The sequence below is a fragment of the Chitinophaga hostae genome (genome assembly GCF_018224885.1).
Taxonomy (GTDB): Bacteria; Bacteroidota; Bacteroidia; order Chitinophagales; family Chitinophagaceae; genus Chitinophaga; species Chitinophaga hostae.
In genome coordinates, this window is sequence record NZ_JAGTXB010000005.1 from 141,217 (window position 1) to 166,624 (window position 25,408).

General features: G+C 45.8%; 21 protein-coding genes, 1 tRNA gene and 1 pseudogene. 7 read left to right on the top strand and 16 right to left on the bottom strand.

Annotated features, from left to right (window positions below; all coding sequences use genetic code 11):
* Nucleotides 1–122 precede the first annotated feature (122 nt).
* Nucleotides 123–512, top strand: coding sequence for an ATP-binding protein (locus tag KE626_RS12450; protein ID WP_211973233.1), 390 nt, complete (start codon nt 123–125; stop codon nt 510–512).
* 115 nt (nt 513–627) lie between these two features.
* On the opposite strand, the gene KE626_RS12455 is transcribed toward KE626_RS12450, so the two are convergent.
* From KE626_RS12455 to KE626_RS35185, 9 genes are all read right to left on the bottom strand, one after another.
* Nucleotides 628–1,284, bottom strand: a complete 657-nt coding sequence (locus KE626_RS12455; RefSeq protein WP_211973234.1) for a response regulator transcription factor — start codon at nt 1,282–1,284, stop codon at nt 628–630.
* A 2-nt stretch (nt 1,285–1,286) separates the two neighbouring features.
* Nucleotides 1,287–2,687, bottom strand: a complete 1,401-nt coding sequence (locus KE626_RS12460; protein ID WP_211973235.1) for an ATP-binding protein — start codon at nt 2,685–2,687, stop codon at nt 1,287–1,289.
* A gap of 250 nt (nt 2,688–2,937) precedes the next feature.
* The gene (gene urtE / locus KE626_RS12465; RefSeq protein ID WP_211973236.1) at nt 2,938–3,660 is read right to left on the bottom strand and encodes an urea ABC transporter ATP-binding subunit UrtE; all 723 of its coding nucleotides are present in this window, start codon (nt 3,658–3,660) and stop codon (nt 2,938–2,940) included.
* Nucleotides 3,657–4,412, bottom strand: coding sequence for an urea ABC transporter ATP-binding protein UrtD (gene urtD, locus KE626_RS12470; RefSeq protein ID WP_211973237.1), 756 nt, complete (start codon nt 4,410–4,412; stop codon nt 3,657–3,659). Before urtD ends, urtE begins: the two co-directional genes overlap by 4 nt.
* Before the next feature lies 1 nt (nt 4,413).
* Complete coding sequence (urtC, locus tag KE626_RS12475) at nt 4,414–5,493, bottom strand: urea ABC transporter permease subunit UrtC (protein WP_211973238.1); 1,080 nt, start codon at nt 5,491–5,493, stop codon at nt 4,414–4,416.
* Between the two features lie 11 nt (nt 5,494–5,504).
* Nucleotides 5,505–7,157, bottom strand: a complete 1,653-nt coding sequence (gene urtB / locus KE626_RS12480; protein ID WP_211973239.1) for an urea ABC transporter permease subunit UrtB — start codon at nt 7,155–7,157, stop codon at nt 5,505–5,507.
* Nucleotides 7,158–7,208: 51 nt separating this feature from the next.
* Nucleotides 7,209–8,516, bottom strand: coding sequence for an urea ABC transporter substrate-binding protein (gene urtA, locus KE626_RS12485; RefSeq protein ID WP_211973240.1), 1,308 nt, complete (start codon nt 8,514–8,516; stop codon nt 7,209–7,211).
* A 40-nt stretch (nt 8,517–8,556) separates the two neighbouring features.
* Nucleotides 8,557–9,840 (bottom strand): porin family protein, encoded by a 1,284-nt coding sequence (locus KE626_RS12490; RefSeq protein ID WP_211973241.1) that lies wholly within the window; start codon nt 9,838–9,840, stop codon nt 8,557–8,559.
* A 381-nt stretch (nt 9,841–10,221) separates the two neighbouring features.
* Nucleotides 10,222–10,470: a 2OG-Fe(II) oxygenase gene (locus tag KE626_RS35185; RefSeq protein ID WP_211973476.1), complete on the bottom strand. Its 249-nt coding sequence runs from the start codon at nt 10,468–10,470 to the stop codon at nt 10,222–10,224.
* 172 nt (nt 10,471–10,642) lie between these two features.
* On the opposite strand from KE626_RS35185, the gene KE626_RS12500 reads away from it, so the two are divergent.
* Nucleotides 10,643–12,778 carry a glucosidase family protein gene (locus KE626_RS12500; protein WP_211973242.1) on the top strand — a complete coding sequence of 712 codons (2,136 nt, stop codon included), beginning with the start codon at nt 10,643–10,645 and terminating at the stop codon, nt 12,776–12,778.
* A gap of 240 nt (nt 12,779–13,018) precedes the next feature.
* On the opposite strand, the gene KE626_RS12505 is transcribed toward KE626_RS12500, so the two are convergent.
* Complete coding sequence (locus tag KE626_RS12505) at nt 13,019–14,710, bottom strand: SusD/RagB family nutrient-binding outer membrane lipoprotein (RefSeq protein WP_211973243.1); 1,692 nt, start codon at nt 14,708–14,710, stop codon at nt 13,019–13,021.
* A 30-nt stretch (nt 14,711–14,740) separates the two neighbouring features.
* Nucleotides 14,741–18,175: a SusC/RagA family TonB-linked outer membrane protein gene (locus KE626_RS12510; protein ID WP_211973244.1), complete on the bottom strand. Its 3,435-nt coding sequence runs from the start codon at nt 18,173–18,175 to the stop codon at nt 14,741–14,743.
* A gap of 299 nt (nt 18,176–18,474) precedes the next feature.
* Here KE626_RS12510 and KE626_RS12515 point away from each other — a divergent pair, with 299 nt between their 5' ends.
* The 3 genes from KE626_RS12515 (at nt 18,475) to KE626_RS12525 (ending at nt 20,071) form a co-directional block, all read left to right on the top strand.
* The gene (locus KE626_RS12515) at nt 18,475–18,843 is read left to right on the top strand and encodes a YccF domain-containing protein (RefSeq protein ID WP_211973245.1); all 369 of its coding nucleotides are present in this window, start codon (nt 18,475–18,477) and stop codon (nt 18,841–18,843) included.
* A gap of 62 nt (nt 18,844–18,905) precedes the next feature.
* Nucleotides 18,906–19,106 (top strand): hypothetical protein, encoded by a 201-nt coding sequence (locus KE626_RS12520; RefSeq protein WP_211973246.1) that lies wholly within the window; start codon nt 18,906–18,908, stop codon nt 19,104–19,106.
* A 266-nt stretch (nt 19,107–19,372) separates the two neighbouring features.
* On the top strand, nt 19,373–20,071 hold the full coding sequence (locus KE626_RS12525; RefSeq protein WP_211973247.1) for a nuclear transport factor 2 family protein: 699 nt from the start codon (nt 19,373–19,375) through the stop codon (nt 20,069–20,071).
* A gap of 40 nt (nt 20,072–20,111) precedes the next feature.
* Here the strand turns inward: KE626_RS12525 and KE626_RS35235 are convergent, their stop codons facing one another.
* Nucleotides 20,112–20,384 (bottom strand): YdeI/OmpD-associated family protein, encoded by a 273-nt coding sequence (locus KE626_RS35235; protein WP_487249709.1) that lies wholly within the window; start codon nt 20,382–20,384, stop codon nt 20,112–20,114.
* Nucleotides 20,376–20,648: pseudogene (locus KE626_RS35240) on the bottom strand (YdeI/OmpD-associated family protein); the annotation flags it as partial. The gene KE626_RS35235 and the pseudogene KE626_RS35240, both read right to left, overlap by 9 nt.
* A 233-nt stretch (nt 20,649–20,881) precedes the next feature.
* On the opposite strand from KE626_RS35240, the gene KE626_RS12535 reads away from it, so the two are divergent.
* Both KE626_RS12535 and KE626_RS12540 read left to right on the top strand, forming a co-directional pair.
* Nucleotides 20,882–20,954 (top strand) — tRNA-Lys (locus tag KE626_RS12535).
* 422 nt (nt 20,955–21,376) lie between these two features.
* Nucleotides 21,377–22,237 carry an alpha-1,2-fucosyltransferase gene (locus KE626_RS12540; RefSeq protein WP_211973248.1) on the top strand — a complete coding sequence of 287 codons (861 nt, stop codon included), beginning with the start codon at nt 21,377–21,379 and terminating at the stop codon, nt 22,235–22,237.
* Between the two features lie 10 nt (nt 22,238–22,247).
* Here KE626_RS12540 and KE626_RS12545 read toward each other — a convergent pair whose 3' ends face one another.
* From KE626_RS12545 to KE626_RS12555, 3 genes are read right to left on the bottom strand one after another with little or no spacing between them, the layout of a single operon-like run.
* Complete coding sequence (locus tag KE626_RS12545) at nt 22,248–23,120, bottom strand: beta-1,6-N-acetylglucosaminyltransferase (RefSeq protein WP_211973249.1); 873 nt, start codon at nt 23,118–23,120, stop codon at nt 22,248–22,250.
* 32 nt (nt 23,121–23,152) lie between these two features.
* Nucleotides 23,153–24,013 (bottom strand): alpha-1,2-fucosyltransferase, encoded by an 861-nt coding sequence (locus tag KE626_RS12550; RefSeq protein WP_346344396.1) that lies wholly within the window; start codon nt 24,011–24,013, stop codon nt 23,153–23,155.
* A complete protein-coding gene (locus KE626_RS12555) occupies nt 24,010–25,383 on the bottom strand; it encodes a glycosyltransferase family 25 protein (protein ID WP_211973251.1) in 1,374 nt (457 codons plus the stop codon). The genes KE626_RS12550 and KE626_RS12555 overlap by 4 nt, the downstream gene beginning before the upstream one ends.
* Nucleotides 25,384–25,408 lie beyond the last annotated feature (25 nt).

Here is a 25,408-nt window from a genome sequence, read left to right on the forward strand (position 1 = left end):
AAGTGCAGGAGCCTTCAGGTTGTTGTGTCCTGGAGGCTTTTGTTTTAAAGAGATTTGTTAATACATTTTGCATAACGAGCGCTTAAGATGTTCCTTGGTTATGACAAATAGAGATTTTAAAAATGAATTATCTTATCAGACCAATCAGTTATAATGGTTTGGAAAGAGTAGAACCACTGGAGTATCCCGAATCAGCGCTGCGTGAGGCTATATTGAACGCTATTATCCATAAAGATTATTCAAGCACCTATACATTTCTTCGCGTATATGACGATCGGCTGCATCTATGGAATCCCGGAGGATTACCAGAAGAACTAAGTGTTGAAGAATTAAAAAAAGAGCATTCATCTTATCCCCGAAATAGGAATATCGCTAATGTCTTTTTTAAAGCGGGATATATTGAATCATGGGGAAGAGGAACAAATAAGATTATTGATGCTTGTCTGGAGGCTGGTTTGCCGGAACCACTGATTAAGGAAGAGCAGGGAGGAGTTAGTATAAAGGGGCAATAAAGGGGCAATAAATATTTTATATAACCATAATCTATTAATATTCAATTGATAGCGTCGTTTTTTAGCTTTCGCTCTAAAACTATTAAGATGCTTAGCACCACTGGGATAAAACCTCTTACTCCTTCAACAAATTCCCATTCTTACAATACTCCACTGCCTCTTCCATGCTATTCACCTGGAACTTCCGTAGTATATTCAATCTGTGCGCCTCGATAGTCCGTATACTGATATTTAGTGTTTCGGCAATGTCTTTATTATTTTGTCCGTTGCTGATCATCCGTATGATCTGTTCTTCGCGGCGTGACAGTGAAATTTCCTGCGGGCCATTGATGCCGGAGGTTTGTTTGGCATCGAGGTATTTTTTTACGAGGATGTCGCTTACTTCTCCTATAAAATAATATTTACCCTGGTGGATGGTCCGGATAGCGCTAAGGAATATTTTGTTGCTGGTATCTTTTAGTATATAGCCACTGGCGCCCATTTCAAGGGCTGCAGCTACATAGTCGGGTTCATCGAACAGGCTAAAAAAGAGGATACGTCCGGCGGGATTTTTTTCCAGCAGCCGGCTGCTGGTTTCCAGGCCATTCATACCGGGCATACGGATATCCATGATGATGATATCAGGTTTAAGGAGCGACAGTTGTTCGAGGGCATCCTGGCCGCTGCTGGCTTCCCCGCATATTTCCATATCAGCTTCGCTGTTGATCAGCTGCTTAAGCCCATTCCTGAATATTTCATGATCATCAACTAAAAAAACGCCTATTTTTTTCATAGTTAAAAGGTGATTACTAACTGTATAGTTGTTCCGGTGCCGGGTATTGAGCTGATCTGAAGCGTACCTCCGAGCAGTTCAGCCCTTTCTTTCATATTACGGATGCCATTTACTTTTTTCGCCAGCTCTTTTGAAAACAGTTGCCGGCTATCGAAATAAAATCCTTTGCCATTATCGCGGATACTCAATTGCAGGAAATTGGCGCTGCCGTCAATATCTACTTCAATGGCGGCTGCATCGGCGTGTTTAATGGCATTGTTTAATGCTTCCTGCAAGATACGGTAAACGCCGGTTTCTACTTCTTTGGGTAAGGGGGTGGCGGATAAAGTATCTTCTAATTGGAAATCTATACCTGGTGCTGTTTGCCGGCATATTTTAATCAGCTCCTCGATGGCCGCCCGTAGCCCGAAGTCTTCGAGTACGCTGGGCAGCAGGTCGGCGCAGATGCGTTTGGTTTCATTAATAATGCTATACATCAGCGAGTTAACCATAGCTATTTCAGGATCATGCTGCATACTGCGGTCTTCTATTTGTTCCAGCTTCATCCGCAAACTGGTGAGCATTTGTCCTATGCCGTCATGTATTTCGGCAGCCACTCTTTTGCGTTCCTTTTCCTGCCCGTTGATGATGGAATAAGACCTGATCCGTTGCTCTGTTTCCTGTCGCAATAACTTTTCCTGGTTGGCCAGCTGTACCTGTTCCGTTAGTTTACGGGCTCTTTCTTCGGCATCAACCAGTCCTTTTATAATTTTGCGGATGCGGGTCGATAGCGGGTAAAAGATCACACCTGCTTCCAGCATCAGCGTAAATAATACCAATCCCAGTACCAGGTACTCAATTTCTTTCAGGTTCCGGATCCGTTCTTTTGAAAAGCGGTCGTAATCAAATACAATGAGCTCCATGCCCAGCAGGTACGACTTTTCATAAGCCAGGATGGTTTGTACATAAGGTCGTATATGCGCCGGCGTGAAGGTGCTGTCGTTGTACAATACGGTAATCATTTTGCTGGCAGCGTCCCATATTTCCTGGTGGGGAGTGCGGATAATTTCAAACATCTGCTTCAACTCATCCTGGTCGTTGGCAGGCAGGTTGAGAAAATTACTGCCGGCTTGCAGCCCTTCATGTGATTTCTGCCACTGCTTCAGCGTATTGATAAACTCTTTGCGGTTATCTTCTATATCTCTTCCCGATTCCAGCAACAGGGCCAGCTTACTCAACGTTTGACTATACGTACGCAACCGTGCGGCAAAGTTGATGACATGAGAATCATTCATCTGGTGATTGAGCGCCTGCTGTATTTTTATCTGGCTAAAAATACTCAGCAAAGCAATCGTTGTTAGCGCCACCGCATAGAGGATGGTGAAAATTTTAAAGACGCTGCGATCTTCGGAGACTGGGTGCATACGTATAAAGATAAAGAATAAGCTTGGTTGGGCGGGGGAGCGCCTTCGGCGCTTGTCTTTGTCCAGGATTATGATGATTGTGATGATTATTCTGATTTTATTTCTTTCATATTGGGATGCTTAGCTGTCTTTAGGGGCATTATTGAAACAATAAAGCTTGTTGAGAAGAAAAAATCAAAATCAGTACAATCATCATAATCATCATAATCCTGGACAAAGACAAGCGCCGAAGGCGCTCCCCCCGCCCTCCTCATACGGATATGTGTTTTTCCAGCGCTGAATGTTTCAAATCTTCCGCCGTGCCATCCATCACCATTTTACCACGGTCCATGAAATAGTAATGATCGGTAACCTGGTTGGCAAAATCAATTTTTTGCTCTACCAGGAGTACGGAAAGCCCTTTCTCCTGCACCAGTTGCTGCAGGATAGCCCCTATTTCCTGGGCGATGGAAGGTTGTATGCCTTCGGTTGGTTCGTCGAGTAAAAGCAGGGTGGGACGGCTTACCAGCGCCCGGGCGATGGATAGTTGTTGTTGCTGTCCGCCGCTGAGATTGCCGCCGGCCCGTTTGCGGAAATCTTTAAGGATGGGGAAAAGGGCATAGATTTCATCTTCCGGGATCCTGGCTTTGCGGTCGGTATGCGCCTGTAATCCGAGTAACAGGTTTTCATATACCGTCAGTTTTGGAATTATTTCCCTGCCCTGTGGTACATATGCAATACCTGCTTTGGCTTTTTTATATGGCGGTAACGAGGTGATCTTTTCGTTGTTGAAAACAATGCTGCCATGCTGTGCGGGCAGCAATCCCATGATGGTTTTAAGCAGGGTGGTTTTACCAACCCCGTTACGCCCCATAACGGTGGTGACGGCGCCTTTTTTTACTGTAAGCGTGGTGCCGCGCAGGATAATGCTTTGTCCATATGCAGCAGTGAGATCATTCACTTCAAGTACCGGTGGCTGGATATTGTGGATCATAATGTTTCAAGTTGAGCGTTAGTGCGGCCTAAATAACAGTCTATTACCCGCTGATCGTTTTTTACTTCGGCGAAGGTACCCTCCATCAGGCGTTTGCCGCGAACGAGTACGGTAACCAGTTCCCTGGCAATCTGTTCTACAAATTTCATATCATGTTCAATAACGATAATGCTGTGGGCTTTGGATAACTCCAGCAACAGGGCGCCGGTTTTCTCCGTTTCCTCGTCCGACATGCCAGCCGCGGGTTCATCTATCAGCATCAGCGTAGGATCCTGCAATACCACGATGGCAATTTCCAGCCATTGCTTTTGTCCGTGTGAAAGATCGCCGGCCATTTTATACATCACCGTTGTGAGCGATAATTTGGTGGCCACGGCGTGTATCCGGTCGGCCAGCGCCGCCGTAGGTTTAAAGAATAAGGAAGAGAAAATATCTTTCTTCATTTTTGCTGCCAGCAGGAGGTTGTCGTGCACGGTGAGACCAGGAAACACAGATGGCTTCTGGAATTTTCTGCCTATGCCCATTTCGGCAATGGCTACTTCTGTTTTCCCGGTAACAGCTTTGCCGTTAAAAAGTATTTCTCCTTTGTCAGCTTTTGTTTTTCCGCAGATGATATCCAGGAAAGTGGACTTGCCCGCTCCGTTGGGACCGATGATCACACGCAGTTCTTTGTCGCGCAGACTGAAGTGGTCCAGGTTCAGTGCATGTACACCCCCAAATGATACCGACAGGTTGTTTACGTTGAGTAGCATATCAGAGCGGGGTTTGAGATGTTTTAAAAGAACCGGTACTGAACCGTTGTTTGATGCTGTTTGCCAATCCCATAAATCCTTTATCAAAATAAAGTACGGTGATCACGAAAAGAAAGCCCAGTATAAACAGCCAGGAGTCGGGGAATAAACTGGTGCAAACGCTGTAGAGGAAGTTTACCAGTAAAGCGCCTATCACTGCACCTTTCAGGTTGCCCCGGCCGCCCAACGCCACCCACATCACCATTTCCACAGATGCTTTTACATCCATACGCCCCGGGGTAATGATGCCTGTTTGCGGCAGGTACAACATACCGCCAACAGCAGCTAACAGTGCCGCCACTACGAAAATAGCCAGTTTGTAATCCACTACTTTATAGGCGGCATAACTGATGCGCGACTCGCTGTCGCGGATTGCCTGCAGTACTTTACCGAACTTGGAATGCGTGATACGGTAGCAACCGAAGTAAGCAGCGCACAACATGGTAAAGGAAATCATGTATAGTCCGAGTTTTACGGAAGATGAAGACAGGTCATAACCCAACAGTGTTTTAAAATCTGTCAACCCGTTGGTGCCACCCAGGTTGGTTTCATTCCGGAGAAAAAGCAGCCACATGGCCAGCGTCAGCGCCTGGGTGATGATTGCCATGTATACGCCTTTGATGCGGCTTCTGAATAATACAAAGCCTGCAGCGAAGGCGATCAGCGCCGGTACCAGTAAGCAAAGGAGCAGCGTCCAGCCGAACGACTGAAAAGGTTGCCAGAATAGCGGCAACGTTTCTATCTTATTCCAGGCCATAAAATCCGGCAGCACAGCTCCGGTCGCCATTGTTTTTTTCAACAGCAAATGCATGGCAATGCCATAGCTGCCCAGGCAAAAGAAGAAAGCCTGGCACATAGAAAGAATACCGGTGTAACCCCATATCAGGTCTATTCCCAGGGCTGCAATGGCAAAACAAAAATAGCGCCCCCATACCGAGATGGTGTTGACAGAAATGAGGCCGGACATATATCCTGCCGGCAACAGGATCGCAAAAATGGCGATGAATAAAATATAGTAGAGTGGATTGTTTTTCGTTTTCATATGCCTGGTTTTTAGTCTTCCGCAATGCGGCCTTTGTCAGGAAATAAACCTTTGGGTTTATATTGCATAAACAGCATAATAAACACAAGAATGAACACTTTGCCGTATACTGCCTGGAAGAAGGCTTCCAGCACTTTGGTGAAAAAGCCGATGCCAAGGCCCGACAAAATTGTGCCTGCCAGTTTGCCCACGCCCCCTGTTACCACTACAAGAAAGGAGTCAACGATGTAGGTTTGTCCCATGTCCGGAACTACGTTCCCGACTAAAGTGATGGCACAACCCGCCAGTCCGGCGAGTCCTGAGCCAATAAAAAAAGTCACCGCAGCAATCCGCCGGGTTTCAATACCCAAACAGGCGCTCATTTGCCGGTTTTGTGTAACTGCCCTGATTTGCAACCCCAGCCGGCTTCTGTACAGCATGGCGTATGTAAGCAATACCATTACCAGTGTAAGCGCGATAATGAACAAACGGTTGTAGGGCAAAGTAAGGTGTGGCGATACCTGCCAGCCACCTGTCAGCAACAGGGGTGTTTTAACGGCGGTGAGGTCGCCAAAAAGCAGGCGGGCTGTTTGTATAAGAATCAGGCTTACGCCCCAGGTGGCCAGCAGGCTTTCCAATGGTTTGGCGTATAAATGCCGGATCACGAGTCTTTCCAGCAATAACCCAAGTGCGCCGGCCACCACAAATGAAATGGGGAGTGCAGCAATGAAGAAAAAATCTGTTTGCGGGATACCCAATACGTTTGTAAAGAAGAGTTGTGTGCAATAGGTAGTGTAAGCGCCTATCATCATAAACTCTCCATGTGCCATGTTAATGATGCCCGCCAGTCCGTATACAATAGAAAGTCCGAGAGCAATGAGTATCAGGATGCTGCCCAGGCTTAATCCGCTGAAGAAGTTCTGAATGCGTTGGAGACCGTCGTAGCGTTTCTCAAGGCTCGCGGCTTTCTCCGCGGCATAGGTAGCTACTTCCTGGTTAAAAAATCCGCTCTTTGCGTAGGACCTCAGCAGCACGGGGGCGTTGTCGCTCCAGTTATCGGTGATACTGTCGATATATGCTTTGGCGTTAGCAGCGTTGGTGGCGCCGTGTAGTTTAGCGGCATAGAGTACATCTTTGCCGGTACGGCTTGCATCTGTATTTGTTTCCCTGGCAAGTGCGTCCTGCAGCAGCTGTTGTGCGCTGCTGTCGCCGGTATTCTTCAGCTGTGTATAAGCGAGGATACGTTTTTGTGCATCATTGCTGTACAGGTTGAGCAGGGAGGCGATACCCGCCAGTTGCAGCCGGTCGCCGCGGGGAATATCTACAGCCTGTAATGCTGAGAGAGGAAACAGCAGCGGTTGCCCGCTGCTGTTTTTCATCAATGTATTTTCCGGGTAAAGGGTGTAAAGCCGGTAAGTTCCTTCTCCGCTGGGTTTACTGTCGATAGTAACCGCCTTCTGATCCAGCAGGTACAGCTTTTTATCATTGATCGCCATCAGCAAAGGGAAGGTGGCCGGAATGCGGAGGGCGGCCAGTCTGCCAATGGCATGTGTGCGCACGGAGTCGGCAGATGGTTGCAGCAGCTGTGCTGTATAGATGGAGGCGCTGTCCTGCGCAGTACCGGCCAGCCGGGCAAGCAGCAGGCAAATCAACAGTATCCACCGGGGTGTAAAGGAAATTTTCATCGTGTCATAGTTGAAAGGTTGGAAATAGCCTGTCTGTTATCCATGCAAGAATTATTTTTTTGCGTAGGTACCGTTATGGTTTACCCAGTCACAGTCTTTGTCAGGAGATGTTAAAGGCGACCATGGCTGCGGATCCACGAGGCCGGCAGATTTCCAGATGATATCAAATTGTCCGTCGGGTTTTATTTCACCAATTACCACGGGTTTAGCCAGGTGATGATTTCTTGGATCCATTTTCACGAGACCGTCGGGAGAGGGGAAATCCAGTCCGTATAAGGCGTTGCGAACTTTTGATACGTCGAACGAGCCGGCTTTTTCCGCTGCTTTGGCCCAAAGGTATACGCCGGTATATGCCCAGCAGATAGGGTCGTCGGTCACTCTTTTGTCGCCGCCCGGCAGGCCTTTTTTAGTACAGAAGGCTTTGAAGTCGGCTACGAATTTTTTGTTTTCGGGTAAATCGTTCGACTGGAAGTAGTTCCAGGCCGCGAGGTGCCCTACCAGGAATTCGGTGTCCATAGAACGGAGTTCATCTTCTGCTACAGAAAAAGCCATGATAGGGCAGGTAGCGGAAGAAAGCCCCTGGTTGGCAAATTCTTTATAGAAGGGTACATTGGAGTCGCCGTTGATGGTAGACAGGATACAGGCTTTACCATCTGCCGCAAAGCGTTTTACTTTAGAGATGATGGTTTGGTAATCCTGGTGATGGAACGGCGTATATTCTTCAATGATATTTTCTTTTGGGATGCCTTTGGAGAGCAGGAATGCTTTCAGGATTTTGTTGGCGGTGCGGGGAAAGACATAATCTGTTCCCAGCAGGTAGAATTTTTTATAGCCGCCGCCTTTTTCGCTCATCAGGTATTCGGCAGCGGGAATTAGCTGCTGATTGGGGGTGGCGCCGGTATAGATAACACTGTTGGAACATTCTTCTCCTTCATATTGTACAGGGTAAAAAAGGAGGCCGTTGTTCTGTTCAAATACCGGCAACACGGATTTGCGGGAAACGGAAGTCCAGCAACCGAATACGGCGGATACCTTTTTATCGATGAGGAGTTCTTTTGCTTTTTCAGCGAAAAGGTCCCAGTCGGAAGCCGGGTCTACGATCACGGGTTCAATTTGTTTACCGAGTACGCCGCCTTTAGCATTGATTTCATCTACCGCCATTTGTACCGCATCTTTCAGGGATACTTCGGAGATGGCCATGGTACCGCTGAGAGAGTGGAGTACGCCTATTTTAACCGTTTCTTTGGTTGCGGTGGAATCACTGCTGCCAGCTTTTGAAGTGCCATTGTTACAGGAAGAAAAGAGTGCCGTAGCGCCCAGTAGCAGTGCGGGCAATTGTTTCAGGAAAATGTTTCTCATGCGTATCATATTTTATGGAAGAAGATGAATGGTGATGTAATCAGAAAATAAAGAACTGTGCCTGGAGCCATACCTGGCCATAGGTCTTTTTCGTGTATTCGTCGGCGGTAGCTGCGGCTACATTATACGTGCGGGTGGTGTACGAGAGCCGGAGATTGGTACCGGTTCCATTGAAAAAGTAGTTTAACCCGCCGCCCATGACGCTGCTGGAGTTACTTTTATCGAAAGAAGATAACTTAACGGTGCCGGCTTGAGCGGCATCGGCGCTTACATCCTGGTTTTCGTACCTGATCCAGGGTTGCAGCTTTGACTTTTTAAAGTAGTAACCCAGTTCGAGGAACTGAACGGTTTGTTTGGGAATAAGCGTGGCGAAAGAATATTTCGAATCCAGGTTGGTGCCGCCCGACATATACTGGAATGCCGCATTTACGGTGACCGATCCTGCGTTACCCAGCGGGTGATCGAAGAAGGCATCTGTGCTGAAGTTGTAGTAGTTAGCCTGTGCATCCACACCTGCGGCCCAGGCGAGCGTTTTGCCTTTGCCCAGTTTGGTGCCTGCGTAGTAATAATCTTTTTCCGCATCAAGGAAATTATAAGCTACACGGCCCACCGTACGGAGAGGAGCGCCGCCATCTATATTGCGGCCGGTAAATACCCCAAGCCGGTATTCGAGTTTGTCGTTGGCCAGGAAGCCCCGGGCATTGATACCGAGGTCGCGGCCAAAATTTCCCTGCAGGGGACTGTTGGCAAAAAGGTTATAGGGATACTGGAAATAGGTAAAGTCGTTGGCCATTAACCCGGCGGCGCCCTGCAAACCATTACGGTTGTTGGATACAAGCTGCATGCCGGCCACCAGTTCAAAGGCATTGGAGAAAGTATATTCCAGTTGTGCGTCCAGTATAATGGGCGATACCTTTACATTTTTTTCGCCGTTAGACTGTATACCAATAGGGGAAGGAATTTCTGTTTCCATAAAGAAGCTGGCCTTTTTGGTTAACTGCCCGCCCACCAGTACCCTCGCACGATATACGGAGAAGCCCTTGTTCCAGTCTTTTGACGATTTATTGTTGGATGGAGCACCAAAGCCGCTTTGTTCGCCCGATGCAAACATGTGAACAATAGCGCCCACCTGGATAGTTGGTTTAAATGCGGCAGGGTCCTGGAAAAAAGAAATTGTTTTAGCACTGTCGGTACTGGTATTTAAAGAGGCTGGCAGCTCAATCAGGTAGCTGCCCCTCTTTTTCTTTTTGGGAGGATCGTTTTCGGCTTTTGCAATAATGGAAAAAGTAGATAATGCGATAGCGAAAGTAGCGGACAAATTCATAAAATAAGTAATTAGAAATGAATTAATGTACTTAAGTACTTTTTTGGTTGATCGATCAGTATACTTAGGTATAAAAGTAGAAGAATAATTTACTTAATTCATTTATTTTTTACAAAATGACTATGAATTCACGTTAATTGTTGATTTTAAATGTAGATATATTTTATTGTAATGTGTTACTTAAATAAGTAATTAATATTGACAATTGATTGATAAATAAATAGTTATAATAATAATCCCATATAACATTTCATAACTTCAAAATTTATGATTGTGTATTAATATTAATATTATGTATTAATATAATATATATAAAAATACAATGGCCCGACATCTGTTGCCGGCCATTTTAAGCATCATTTATTGCGTTAGCGCTGATGCTCATCCTGGGCTTCGTGAGTAACACTTCATGCTCCAGCTCACTGCTTTTAAAAAAGCAGTCTTGCCGCGGCCCGGATCTATCTGCTGCGCGTCACCACCTTCGTGGTAAACAGCCAGCTGCCCGCCATCGGCATGCACCCAATCACTGTTCAGGTAAATGATCATCGAATATTGCCGGCTATCGTTAGTGTGGAACTGATCCGGGCGTTTTTGTAAAAGCTGCCTGCTTCCTATAAGGTATGGTGAAATTCATAAGCGTAATACCGGTATAGCAGGAACGATTCAGGGGTGAAGCTAACTGGAAATAAAGGATTTTAAGAAGGAATAGCTAATATTCTTTTAAAACAGGTTAATATCTGCATTAAATTTATTTTTCTATCTGCTAATTTCACTGCGGAAGTGCATGAAACTTCCCTGCTACATGACTGAACAACTGCGTGCTGAGCTACAGGAACAAGAAAAAGAAAAACAATCTTCCACTTTATTTGAACTGTTTAACAACAGGTTGATCCTGTTTGCCAGGAACATGCTGCCGGCGAGAGGAAAAACAATACAACGCTACAACAATATGAATACCATCAAAGTTTTATTTTCAGCAGTATGCTGGTTCGGAATGTCTTTTTACGCTACGGCACAGTCGCCCCGCTGGGCGATGGCTACGGATGGCGGCATCCGGTGGACGGTGCAGGGAGGCAGTCCGCATACCGACCATATTGAAATGAGCGGTAAGCAGCTTTCCGGCATCATTACCTATGGCGTCAATGCAGCGCAGGAGTTGCTACTGAAAAAGCAGCTCGTATTCCCGATGCTGCGTACCATTCCGAATAACACGCATGCCAGTCTGAAAACGGATTTTGACGGTACAGAGCTGCCGTCGATAATGGCGGATGGTATTGCACTGAAGACTGTACCGGCGAATTTTTACCTGAAAGGTTTTCTGCGTATACATTCCCGCAGCAACACGCCAATAACGGTAACGGATATATTATTTCCATCGGTCGATAAGGCCGGGTTTATACAAACCAGGGAGCTGGTAAACAATGGCTCCCGCACCTGCCGCATACGGATCGATAGTTTGGTAGTGGAGCGGCATACCGCGGCGGACAAAGGGGTATACGGGGAATACATAATCCGTTCGGAAGTAACCGGCTATGGCAGCTTTGAGCTGGCGCCGGGACAAAAACATACACTGGGCATTATTTATACTGCACGTAAAATCAGTACACCGGCCTATTATTTTTCGCCGGCATATGAGCTTACCCGCAGGGTGGCTTTTGTAAAAGAGCTGATGCAGGACCTGGTGCTGGAAACCCCCAATGATACGATCAACCGGGGTTTTGCCTTTGCCAAGGTGCGGGCTGCAGAAAGTATTTATGACACCAAAGCAGGCCTGATGCATGGTCCGGGTGGCGGAGCGTACTACGCTGCCATCTGGGCCAATGATCAGGCGGAGTATGTGAACCCGTTTTTTCCTTTCCTGGGTAATGCTGCCGGCAATGAATCGGCCATCAACAGTTTCCGCTTGTTTGCCGGTTATATGAATGCCGCATACAAGCCTATCCCCAGTTCTATTATTGCTGAGGGAGATGGATACTGGAACGGTGCCGGCGATCGCGGCGATCAGGCCATGATTGCCTATGGAGCGGCGCGTTTTGCGCTGGCTTCCGGCGATACTGCTACCGCAAGACAGCTGTATCCATTGATCAACTGGTGCCTGCAATACCTGGAACTACATAAGCGCCCCGATGGCATTATCAACTCTGATGCCGACGAATTGGAAGGACGTTTTCCGGCGGGCAAGGCTAATCTTTCTACGAATGCGCTGGCATACGGCGCCTACCAGGGCGCCGCTTTCCTGGCAACCGCGCTGGGAGATAAAGATACCGCCGCGTTGTATAACCGCCGCGCCAAACAGCTGGGCGCCGATATAGAGCGTTTTTTCGGACATACAGTACAAGGCTTTGACACCTATCGTTATTATGAAGAGAATACAGTGCTGCGTTCCTGGATTTGTTTGCCGCTGGTAATGGGTATCAACGAACGCAGGGACGCTACCATGAAGGCATTATTATCGCCTTACCTCTGGACACAGAACGGCATCCTTACTGCTGCAGGGGATCACACGTTCTGGGATCGTTCTACCCTGTATGCGTTCCGCGGACTATTTTTTGCCGGCGCTACCGACACCACTTTAAAATACCTGGCTTATTATACCGGTCAGCGTTTGCTGGGAGAACACGTACCTTACCCGGTAGAAGCGTGGCCGGAAGGAGGAGAGCGGCATCTTTCCGCAGAAAGCGGGTTGTATTGCCGGGTGATTACAGAAGGACTTTTTGGAATGGCGCCCACGGGGCTGCGCAGTTTTGAGATGTGTCCCCGGTTACCGGCTACCTGGAACCAGATGGCGCTGCGCCATATCCGCGCATTTGGCGCCGATATGGATATAGCTGTGAAGCGTGTGGGAAAGCAGTTGAAAGTAACGGTAACGGATAAGGGAAAAGTAGTAACCGCTCAAAACTGGAATGGTAAGGAGACGATCCGGGTGCAGCTGCTATAGGCAGCGGGCTATCGGAGCGGGTTTTTGTCTTGCCCAGGATTAGACTGATTTTGATGATTTAAAGGATTTTTTCGTTTTTGATTTTAAAAGATTAAGGGAGATAGAAGCGGATATTCGCGTCTATCTCCCTTAATCTTTTAAATCAAAACATAATCACGAGAAAAAAATCCTTTAAATCATCAAAATCAGTCTAATCCTGGGCAAAACAAAAACTCGCTCCGATAGCCTGCTGCGTCCCAATTACTGCCCTTTTCCAAAATCAGGTGCGTTTTTATCGTACCATATTCTTTGTGAACTCAGGGTTGGTACATCCTGTGCATTTGGTGTAAAGCCCTGTTGTTGCATGGCTGCACTCCAGTTGGCGCGGTTTACTTCTCCCGGGTCCAGCAGCCAGAAGCGGCGGGGGATTAATTCGTTAAAAGTTTCCCTGGCGTAATAGGTGGAAGTGAGTTTGGGGTAGCCTGTGCGTCTGCAAAAAACAAATGCTTCATTGGCCTGCCGGTAAAAACTCAGGTACTCCTGTATATAGATGCGTTCCAGGTTGTTGACACCATTAAATTTTACGTTGGGATTTTTCAGATAATTACCAATTTCGGTGGAGCCGTCGCCGCTGTAACCGGTGGTGGAAACGGCTGCGATGGCGATGGCATTATTGGTTTGAATGGAAGAGGAGATCCCTTTATTGTACCATTCTTCCGCGGTACCTTTTGTGTCTATGCCCCCTGCATATCCTTTCTGTATGAATTCAGCCATATAAAAGCAGGTTTCCGCGTAGGTGACCGGAACATCCATGAAATTGCCGGTGGCATTATTGAGTTTCGGTGAAAAGAATTTGCGGTTGATGGCTGATATCAGGTTGTATTTGGTGATGGGACCAATATTAAAAGGATTGCTGATGTAAGCTGCCACGGTTGGATTGGTGGTCCAGTCGGCGGGGCCTCCCTGGAACATGATCAGCGGATCTGCCGGATTGATAAACGCCGGAAGTGTGACGCTGTATTTCGTCAGACTATCCTTATAACCTCCTACCAGGTCATTTTTTTCATAGTATATCGGCAGGCGGGGATCATTACTTTTTTTAAGGAATGTCATAACAGAAGTGGTCGCATAACGACGGCTGCGGTAGTCTATATCGCCGCTGCTGCCAAATGGCGCATAAGTGCTGTTCAGATATTTCACCTGGGAATCATCGCCGCTGATGGGGCCTGTAGGATCTTTCAGCACCTGCTGGAAGATGGTTCTGCATTTGGCATTATCTGCATTTTCCAGTCTGGCGGCTATTCTGAGCTTCAGGGTATTGGCAAGTTTTACCCATTTTACCCAGTCGCTCTGATAAAAAATATCCGACTTTCCGTATCCGATCTGCTCGGGCTGTGAGTTATCCGTCAGTGCTTTGATGGCGTTGTCCAGTTGAGAAAGCCAGTTGTCCATGAGTGCGGGTTGTTCGTCAAACACCGGGCTGTACATGGTTTGATAGCGTCCTTCAATTGCCTGTGAATAAGGAATGGAGCCATTCATATCCGTTACCTTGATACCATGCAGCACCTGTAAAATGTAGGTCACTGCTTTGATCCGCTGGAACTGGTCTTTGTTGGTCATTTCATCTGCCTGTTTCCTTATTTCAAACAAATTGGGCAGAATTTGCAGGTAATAATTATTGTACCGGGTATTCACATTCCCGGTAATTTCATACGGACTGGAAGTTACTGATTGCGTAAAGCGCATCAGTTGTTCCATGCTTTCCCATACCCATTCGGTTCCCTGGTAGGTAACGATCTTATCCTGGGAGTAGGTAAGGAGGAATTTAACATCCGGTTTGGTTACGAGACTGGGATCGGTGTTGATGTCGCCAAAATTCTTTGAACAGGAAGCAATGCCCAGCAATGCTGCCAGGAGGCTGTATTTTATATATCGGTTTACGCTGTTTTTCATAATTGTTGTTTTTAGTAAGTACAATTTTACCTAGAAACCCACCTTTATAGTGCCTGCGATAGAGCGAATCATCGGCAAAAATCCTTCTTCACCGGAAAATGCGGTGTTGTTGGAGTTGTTGGAGGCAGGGTTGTAGTTATAAGGCAGGGAATTGTACAGGTATAAAAGATCGCGTCCTACAATTGCCACGCTGAGATTGTTGAGCATCATTTTCTTACAGAGCTGGGGTGAAAACTGGTAAGACAAGGATACCTGCCGCAGCGAGATCCATGAATTTTTCTTGATCCAGTAATCGGCGACGCCGGTAGAAGAGGAGCCGTAACGATAGTAGAACTGTGGTGCATGGCTGGGTTCAACATATCCTTTCTCGTAGGCCTGTTGGTAGGTCATGCCACCTACATTCACCTGTGTGCCATTGGGCTGTGTGATCATTTGTCCTTTGGCAAATACACCATCCGGGATGAGGCCATCATCGTAGGTTTGCTGATCGTAGGCACTTGTCCAGGTAATACCGCCGTGGTCAGCATCCCTTCCTGCCAGTGTATTGGGGAATACGCCGGTGTGGGTGCCGTAACGGTAGGTGAGCAGTACGAAGTCGCCGCCGAATTTACCATCGAGTAATACATTCAATGAAAAGTTCTTATAGCGGAAAGTATTGCCCCATCCTGCGCGGAACTTAGCATTAATATCTCCTACATCCTGCAGGGTATTGCTGCGTACGGGGAAGCCTGTACGTGCATCGGAGCGCCATGCGAGTTCGGGTTTGCCATTGTTGGGATCATCAATGGGTTTGCCGTTGGCGTCTGTAGCCTGGTAGGTTTTGGAGTGGATGAGGGTACGCAGGGTACCGTAGGATTTACCTACTACTGCCCAGGTACTGATTTCCCCGATATTGGCTCCCAGGTCATATTCTGTTCTGCCGGTTGCCAGGTCTACGATCATATTTTTATTGCGGGAATAGTTCAGGTTGGTGCTCCACTCAAAGTGTTTTGTTTTGATGGGGGTACCGTCGATCATCACTTCAATACCGCGGTTCTGGATATTACCGGCATTGATGATAATGCCCTGCAGTCCGGATTCCGGCGGGGTAGCAATATCGAGGATCTGTCTTTTCGTATTATCCTGGTAAAGGGATACATCGAAGCCTATCCTGTTTTCAAGGAAGCGCATTTCTGCTCCCACCTCTTTAGCAATTTTCCTTTCTGATTGCAGGTTGGGCTGGAGTGCGATGATTTTTCCGGTCACCGGATCCTTATAACCACTATAGGTAGAGATAGGCAGATCTAAGCCATTGGATTGGGTATAGCCGTTAAACGCAAACCCGGGGTTGATGGTAAATGGATCGGTATCGTTACCTAACCAGGCGATGTTACCTCTTAACTTACCATAGGAAATCCATGCCGGCAGTTTGAATGTTTCGGAAAACAGCCAGGAAAGACTGACGGATGGATAGGTATAAAAGAAGTTACCGGTACCATTGCTATATGCCAGTGCGGAGGACCAGTCGCCTCGGAAGGTACCCTGGAGGAACAACTGGTTTTTCCAGGCCAGGTCGGCGCTGGCATAAAGGGAGTTCATCGCTTTTCTCGATCTCAGTCCGCCCGTTGCTTTGGGCTTATTGACGGAATTGGAGAGGAAGTAATTACCGGGATAGCTTAATCCGCCGTCGGTTTCATCGTAATTATAGGAGGTTTGCAACCGTTGTGTTTCACCGCCAATGTATCCGCTGAGGTCCAGGTCTTTGGTGAGTGGTTTGTTGATCATGGCCATCCATTTCAGGAAGTAGCTTTCTTTGCTGGTATGTCCGATGCCATATAATCCACCGGCAAACCCGGGGTTCTGGCCCAGTTCTTTATTTTCGATACGGGTATACAGGTTGTTAACGCTTGCCTCCAGGATCAGTTTTATCCAGGGGTTGATGGTAGCGGTGAGGGCTACACGACCGCGGATGGTTTGTTCATTCTGGAGGTAGGTGTTTTCGAATAAGTTGAACCAGAAGCGGGATTCGGGTGCTTTATTAGGTTCATTCGGATCCGAAAGATTGGGGGTGCCCCCGAATATGCTGGTATATTTATCTTTCTGCATCCAGTATTTGGTATCGTAGTTACGGGGCAGCAGCCAGGTAAACAGTTTACCAAAGTTATAGGAAGCGAAGGCATCGAGACCGCCAAGGCGTGGCGGGTTGGTACCGGAGAAGTCGGTGTAGTTGGCGCCTACGTCGGCACTGAGCCATTTGTTAATGACATGTGTAACGCGTGCGTCTATACTGTTTTTGAGCATGCTGTTTTTGGCAACAACGCCATCGCTTTGATCGCGGGTATAGGATACCCGGAAAGTGGAGCGTTCGTTACCGCCGTCGAGTGCCACGTTGGTGGCGGAGCCGTGACCGGTTTGAAAGGCATCCAGGAAGTTATTGGGCTGGGCTACATATTTGGTGGGTGTGCCGTCGTAGTTGGTCACATCCTGTCCGGTGAAGCGGGGCCCCCAGTTTTCCAGCTCGCGGCCTATTTGTCTGTCGATATAAGGTTTGCCGGTATTCGGATCAACCGGGAATATTTTGGTTCTCCACCTGTTGGTGGGGCCATAGTTTGGATCGCGGGCATCTGTAAAGAAGTCGCCAACGGTTCCGCCGCCAAACTCGTTCTGGAAGTCGGGGCCGGAATAGGGTTTAAACACGTTGAACGTTTGACTAACGTTAATGCCTAAACCTTTTCTTTCGCGTCCTTTTTTGGTGGTGATGAGGATAACGCCGTTGATAGAGCGGGAGCCATAAAGGGCGGCGGCGGCAGATCCTTTCAATACCGTAACGGATTCAAAATCTTCCATGTTAAGATTTTTCAGGTCGTTACCAAAGTCGCGTCCTGTACCGCCAAACGTATTGTTTTCAACGATCACCCCGTCGATGACGAAGATGGGTTGGTTATTGTTACGCAGGGTGGAGTTACCACGGATCACTATTTTGGAGCTTCCAAAGAGGCCGCCCGCGCCCTGGTCTATTTGTACGCCGGCTACTTTTCCCTGGAGGGCATTTACCGGGTTTACTTCATTGGTGACGGCGAGGTCGGCGCCTTTTATTTCAGTTGCGGAGTATCCCAGGCTCTTCTTGGCTTTGGTAATACCCAGCGCTGTTACCACCACTTCACCGAGTTGTTTATTATCTTCTGTAACAGTCACGTTGATGACGGTTTGGTTATTGACCGGGACTTCCTGCCGGAGGAAGCCGATCGCATTAAAGATAAGAACGCCGTTTGCGGGTACGCTGATGGTATAAATACCCAGTGCATCTGTAATGGCGCCTGTCTGGCTGCCTTTCAGCAGTATGGATACGCCGGGAATCGGTTCCTTGTTGGGGGAGGTGACTTTACCGGAGACTTTAATGTTTTGAGCGAATACTGAACTGCAGCAGACGAGAAGCAGGTACAGAGAAATGACCCTGCGTTTGCAGGAATGTAGAAATTTCCACATACTTGATTGTTTAGAGGTTGATAAATAATTAGCGCCATAACTGAATGAATGCGTGCGATTGGCTTATATGTTCATTACGGTTGATTTGCTTCGACAATCTATCTACGATTACAGGTATATTTCTTCACTGATCGGAAAGGGATAATCCTACGTTGTCCACTTTATTAAAACACCTGTGTTATCCAAATGTTTAGCGAAAAAGGATTAAATCTGCTCTTGCTACAGAAGATACAACAACAGCATGATATTTTTCTGAAAAAAATAAGCCCCGGATATCCTTTATCCGTTAAATTTAGGCCATGAATTTAATCGGTAATATCCTGTGGCTCATCTTTGGGGGTTTCGTCACATTTCTGCAGTATATGGTCAGCGGTTTGCTGCTATGCGTTACTATTATTGGTATTCCTTTCGGCCTGCAATGCTTCAAGATAGGTTTCTTTACACTGTTGCCTTTTGGCAGGCAGGTAAGAGAGGTACCGGGACAAACCGGGTGTTTGTCGACCATTTTTAACATCATCTGGATCTTCCTGGGCGGTATCTGGATAGCTTTAACGCATCTGGGATTTGGTTTGCTGCTGGCTATCACTATTATCGGGATTCCTTTTGCACGTCAGCATTTTAAGCTGATGAGCCTTAGCTTTACCCCGTTTGGCAAGGAAATTTATTAAGGCTGTGTGTGCCGCTGTTGGCATGACTATTGGATTCCTGTTTCCAGACTAAAACCTGGTATATGAAAAAGATATTATTTGCGGCAGCAGCCGTTGGTACAGCAGCATCCCTGGTTTTATTGTATATGAAGAAACGCCATCAGGGAGAAAACCTATTGGATAATGCCAAGGATACCATCCGGGAATCGGCGAAAACCATGCGTAATTATATGCGCAAGGCCAAAACGGAAACAGATGGTATGTACAGCAATGCTATGGGTTAAATGATATTGAATTTTTGAAACTATAGCGCGCCCGGTGTCCGGGCGCGTTTTTTTGTGCTTTTTGAAAAGAAACCGGTTGCATTCCACAGAAAACCGTATGTTTACGGCATCATCATTATCTCCACATATCTATACCGGATTGCCAAAAATCCGCCTTCCCTGAAAGGGAACAGGCTTTCCTTTCACTGATTTTCCCCGGCAAGCAATTTAATTTTTTCCGGCGCAATGCGCTGTGGGCAACCTTTTGCCCTTCAAACACGTACTACATGATACCAGCAAATAATAAGGCCATTGTACTGGCCGCATTGAAACAACTCATCGGAGCGCGTAATCCTGATGTAACAGACACCTATGTGCATGACAGTTATATCCAGCACAGCCCGCTGGTGAAAGACGGGAAAACGGGCTTGCAGGAAGCGCTGCAACAACTGAAGAAAATGCCGGCGGCGCCGGCACCTGCCACTTCTCCGGTGGTACGCAGTATCGAAGACGGTCATTTTGTAATGATACATATGGATGTTGCCTTTATGGGCAAAAAAATGGCCGTTGTGGATCTTTATCGCTTAGAAGGAGGGAAGCTGGCTGAACACTGGGATGCCACCCAGGAGCAGCCGGGAGAGGTTAATATAACGCATGGCGCAACAACTATAGAAGATCTGGCACAGACCGTGGAAAATAAGCAACTGGTGGCCGCATTTTACCGGCAGCCTGATGCCGCCTTGCTGGCGCCGGATTTCGTGAGCCATGACCCGTTATATACCAGCCCTGGTTTATTTGACCAACTGACCGTTCACCGGATTTTGGGAGAAGGCAACTTTGTGATGGTGCAATGTTCCGCTGAGCGAAACGGTGTAAACATGGTAGTGTATGACATCTTCCGGGCAAAAAATCACCTGCTGGCAGAACATTGGCGGGTAGTCCAGGTCATTCCCGCGGTAATGCCTCATCCTAATGGTATGATATAACATTTTACCAGCCAGGCTGTTCTTTTTTTGAGCAGCCTGGTTAAAAAAACTTTTCGTTTTTCTCCAGCATCGCAATAAAGGTAGCGATACGCTTTGCTCTTGTTTCCGGTTTTTTGGCACTCTGCAGCCGGAAATAAATGGCAAATAAATTTTGTTTGTTGAGGGTATCAAAGAAAGCCTTTGCCTTTTTGTTTTTTTTCAGTGCCGCCATAAAATCATCCGGTATGGCCGCTTCGCTGGAGCCGGCATAGGCATTTTCCCAACGTCCATCCGCTTTGGCGGCTTCCACCTGTTGTATACCCGCAGGCCTCATTTTCCCGGCAGCGGTAAGGCGTTCAATATGTTTGGTATTTCTCACCGACCAGATGCTTTTTGCGCGGCGAGGCGTAAATTTCTGTATAAAAGATGCTTCATCCAGGGACTTGGACATGCCATCTATCCAGCCATAGCAAAGCGCTTCATCCAGCGCCTGTGCATAGTTGATAGAAGGGGTGCCGGTACTTTTTTTATACATGCGGAGCCATACGCCATCAGTTTGGGTATGGTTGGCATGCAACCATTGTTCCCATTGCTGCTGGGTTTGAAAGGTGAGTGTGGCGAGTTCTTTGGGGGGGCCTTTGGTATGGCGGCTGTTTTAGAGGCAGCTTTTTTTACAGCCTTTGGTGTTTTCGCGGGTGTTTCTTTTGGCGTTTTCATAGCTGTGAAGATACGCGAATGATTAGCGTGTATGCATTGGAGTTATAAAAATTTTTTCAAAAAATTTGGAAGTATGGAATTAATTCCTACTTTTGCACTCCCATTAAATGAAACGATTCCCTAGCTCAGTTGGTAGAGCAATACACTTTTAATGTATGGGTCTTGGGTTCGAGTCCCAAGGGGATCACAACAAGAATATCAAAGGAAGTTAAAGCCGCTTGAATCGTAGGATTTAAGCGGCTTTTCTGCTTTTGGGATATTAAGGTAAACTACATCAAACGAATCTGAAAGGATACATAAAAGGATACAGTAACATTTTTTAATTTACTGTATCCTTGGATCAAGTTGAAAACTTGGGAGAATACCCCTGTCGCGAAATAGTTGCCATGATAAAATAAATCATCAGTATGGGTTGCATAAGCTGGTCTGACAGCTTATATTTGGTTGGTGGTAGGGTTGCGATAGTTGTTTATGCTTACAATAAAAAAAATGTTGACCAAAGAGATAAGAAAACATCCCGACGCTATTTAGCATGCCTGAATACCCGTATGCCACGCATTGATAGGAAATCCGCGTCGCTTCATTGATAACCATTGAGTACTATACAGCATGATAGTCGTTAAAATAAAAGAAGGACTTGGCAATCAAATGTTTCAATTTGCATTTGCGATTAAATATATTCTGGCTAAAAAGCACGTAAAACTGGATACTTCTTTTTACGTACAATATCAATCCCGTAATGGGTTTGAACTGTCCAGGATATTCCAGCACATCGATATAGCCATTGCAGGACGGAGGGACTTTTTTTTCTTTCTAAAAAAAGCAAAAAGAGAAAATGGAAGATCTCACTATGTACTCAGGGAGAACAGGCTAATATACCAGGAATCAAAAGAAACCGAATTTACCTATAATCAGTACTTATCTTTATTAGACAATGTATTCTTTAACGGATATTGGCAAAACATAAATTATTTTTCGGAATGGAGAACGGAAGTGGCCTATTACTTTAGATTTCCGCCCATACCTGATAGTGAGCAGGAAAATAAAGAAATAGCACACGCCATTTCATCCTCCAATGCAGTAAGTATACATATCAGAAGAGGTGATTATCTTGCCTCTACATTCCATAGGAATCTGGGGATAGATTACTATCTCCAGGCAATCAGTGTGATTAAAGCACAGGTGGAAAACCCACAGTTCTTTGTTTTCTCTGATGATCCGGAATGGGCCGAAAAAGAAATAAAGGAAGAAAATATGGTGTTTGTTAACAACAATGTTGGCAGTTATAGCTACAGAGATATGCAACTAATGAGTCTCTGCAAGCATAACATCATCGCAAACAGTACTTTTAGCTGGTGGGGAGCCTGGCTAAATAATAATGAAAAGAAAATAGTTGTTTCGCCCCAAACATGGTTTAATGCGCCTATTCCAATGGATGTTTTATTGTTAAAGGAGTGGATTAAGATATAAGCCATATCTCTTAATCAGCAACGTGGTGCTCCTGATGAGCAAGTGAGTAAAGCACCGCTCTGTCTTTTGTAATATCAAATTTTCTGGCAAATAATTTAGGTGAGTTTAATAATTCATCTATGTCTGCTATACTGAATGTTTTGGGGTATTCCGGACCGGATGCCCAATCCATCAATAGCAGATTGTCATTGACAATATGCTCCCTGTACGGTGAATTTTGAAGTAATGTTTGAAATAAAGTTTCGTCAGCAACAAAAACATGCCGGAAAAAATCAATGAATGAGGGATTCATTTCACAATAGTCAAGGATGTAGTGCGCGCAGGCCCTGTTTAAACTCCACCATTGTGATCCTCCATAATAATTAAGATCTAACTGCTTTCTTACCATACCCACAGCTTTCTGCGCCATGTAAAGCCGGAAAGCCTCTTCCTGACCCACTTCGTCCATAAACCAGTAGAAGTGTAAACGGTCAAGGCCTCCATCCATTGCCCAACCATTATAAGGTATGGTGAAATGGTCTATAAATACCTTATTGCGATGTTGCAGAAAATGTTGGTAGATCGTTAAATTGTTTTTCAGTGGAAAGTCTTGCGCACTCAGTAAAATCAGGTAATCCTCGCCGTCCCCCTTTATCGCCATAACGGATTTGATCAGGGAAAGCGTGGCTGTAATCATACTGAACCCACCCCATTTGATGTTTACCCGGTCTTCCAGTATGGTGACGGATGGCGTGTTTTCCAGTTGTCGCAGTTCATCCGGCAGCAGTTCATATTTCATATCGATATGCACAAAAAAGCGGGCATGCTCAAAAGATAATTGATCAATTAATAATATCAGCTGCCCGAAGTTTTTATGAAATAATATCAGATAGTTCAGTGTCATAAGGGTATAAAGGTTTAAGCCAGAGAGCAGGTCTATAATTTAATCCAGGTCTTTGGTAGCAGGTCTTTGGTATTAAGGATAGGGGTGGCAAACCACTTTTTAGGCGCAATGACCATTTTGCGTTTATTCCTCGCCATCCAGGCTGCCCACCAGCCAAATGAACTATTGGGGATAATGAAATGTTTGCATCGGGTCATTAGCTGTAAATAGTATTGAAACGCCGGGTCATAGTAAGATTCATCCACAAAAAAGAGATGCTTGTCTTTAATATGTTCTTTGCACCAGGGGATGTCATCGGAGAACACATAGAAAAATGGACGCGACAGTTGTTGCCTGATTGTTTTAATGGCCCGGTTGATGTAATCTATGTCTACTACACCATGAAAATCCAACTTCTCCAGATAGTCACCTCTTCTCACATTTAGCATCACTGACTGTCTGCGCGTGATTTGTTCTTCCAATGTTTTCCACTTCCCATGTAAGGGGTTACGAAAAGTAAAATCATTGGACAATACGGATTCAATGCCTTGAAAGTATTTACACGACTGCCAGAAGCCGGAGATCATTACATGAAATTCTTCTTTTTCAGGAATATTCAGTGCATATTTTTTCAGTGGTTTAATTAAAGCTGTATCATAGTGGAAATGCTTTTCTTTCAAATGTATAATAGGCAGCTCCTGGTCTTTCATTCTTTCATATACCATCTCTTTACTGCCTATCCGTTGGACGGATAAATTAAATATATCGAGGGTATAATTTCGGTTACTTCCTCCATTTATATACACCTGGCAGTTTACAAGTAGTTCCTGTTGGAGAAGGGTAGACAAATACTTGCCAAATGAATATTGGAACATTTGATTGCCTAAGCCTCCCTGTAGATTTATGACTATCATTTTACTAAAACCGTTGCTGCTGTATCAGATAGCATGTTTTTTAGCTGATTATGATGGGAGACGAAAATTTTGTTCATTGTTATCAGCCGGTCTTCGCTTACCGCAAACATAAACTGTACTATTCCTTCTACTGAATTATGAAAGGCCGTAATGTCAGAATAACCAAAATCTTTTTGGGTAGATATATAAGGGAAGATGATCATCTTATTACCGGTCATTTCAGAAAGTATGATATCACCAATAATAGTTTCATCAAATTTGGCATCCAGTATTTTTTGAAAGAATTTCCGAAAAACGATAATGAATTGAGTAGATAGACAGTGGTTAGTCCAGAATAAATTATTGGTAATCGGAACGGCGATATCAAATTTTCCTGCTCCTCCAGAACAATAGTCGCAGCCCTGTTGGTAAGCGGTATAGATACTTTTAAACAATATTTCCCTGGAATAAGCGGGTGTAAATTCATGGTCATCCTCACAAATAATGATGACATCATCGTCGTTGTTAATAGCTAGTTGAATAATTTTTTGGATACTCTGCCAGTGTCCAAATGCGCCTATTTCATGTTTGCAGGCATTTACCAGGGTGACATCAAATTCGAGCCTGCCTTCAAATTGTTGGAGTATATGTTCGCGTCGTTCGGTTCTCTCCGGGAGATTCATAATATAGACAGGAATAGTGGCATCTTCCTCCTCTTGTTCGTCAGACACGGATTCTGGCGCTAAAGGTGTTTTATAGAAGGAACGTATACTTCTGTTTATTTCAGCCCCGGCTGCGCTTTGCGTAAACAATTGTTCCACTCTGTCGGTTCCGTTATTTTTGTCTGTTGCATCTGAATAGCCGAATTCTTTTTGAACAGAAATGAACGGGTGAATGAAGTAAACGCGATCTGAACAATCTGTTATTTTGGTATCTGCGGTATCGGCAGGCGTGAAAGCAGCATTAAGAATAGGCTGGAAGAATTTTTTGAAGACGATGATGAACTGGGTACCGGAAAACTTCTTTACCCAGAATAAAGTATCAGATATGGCTACTCCGTCTCCATGCCAGCTCACACCACCGGAGAGTATATCAGCGTCGAAGGAGATCGCTTCGGATATTGCGAGTTGCAATGTTTCTTTTGAATAGGCTGCTGTGAACAGGTGATCATCTTCGCAAATCAGGATATAATCATGTTCCTGTTCCAATGCCTGTGTTACGATTACCTTTATTGTATTCCATAGGCCAATAGAGCCGATTTCATGCCGGTGTGCGTCAATAATAGTAGCATTAAATTCGTCCCGTCCTTCAAACTCTTGCAGGATGTGGGCTCTCCGGTCCGACCGGTTTTTGAGATTAATGATATAAGTGGGAATGCTAATCGATTTCATAGTTGATAATATTTAGAGATGATTA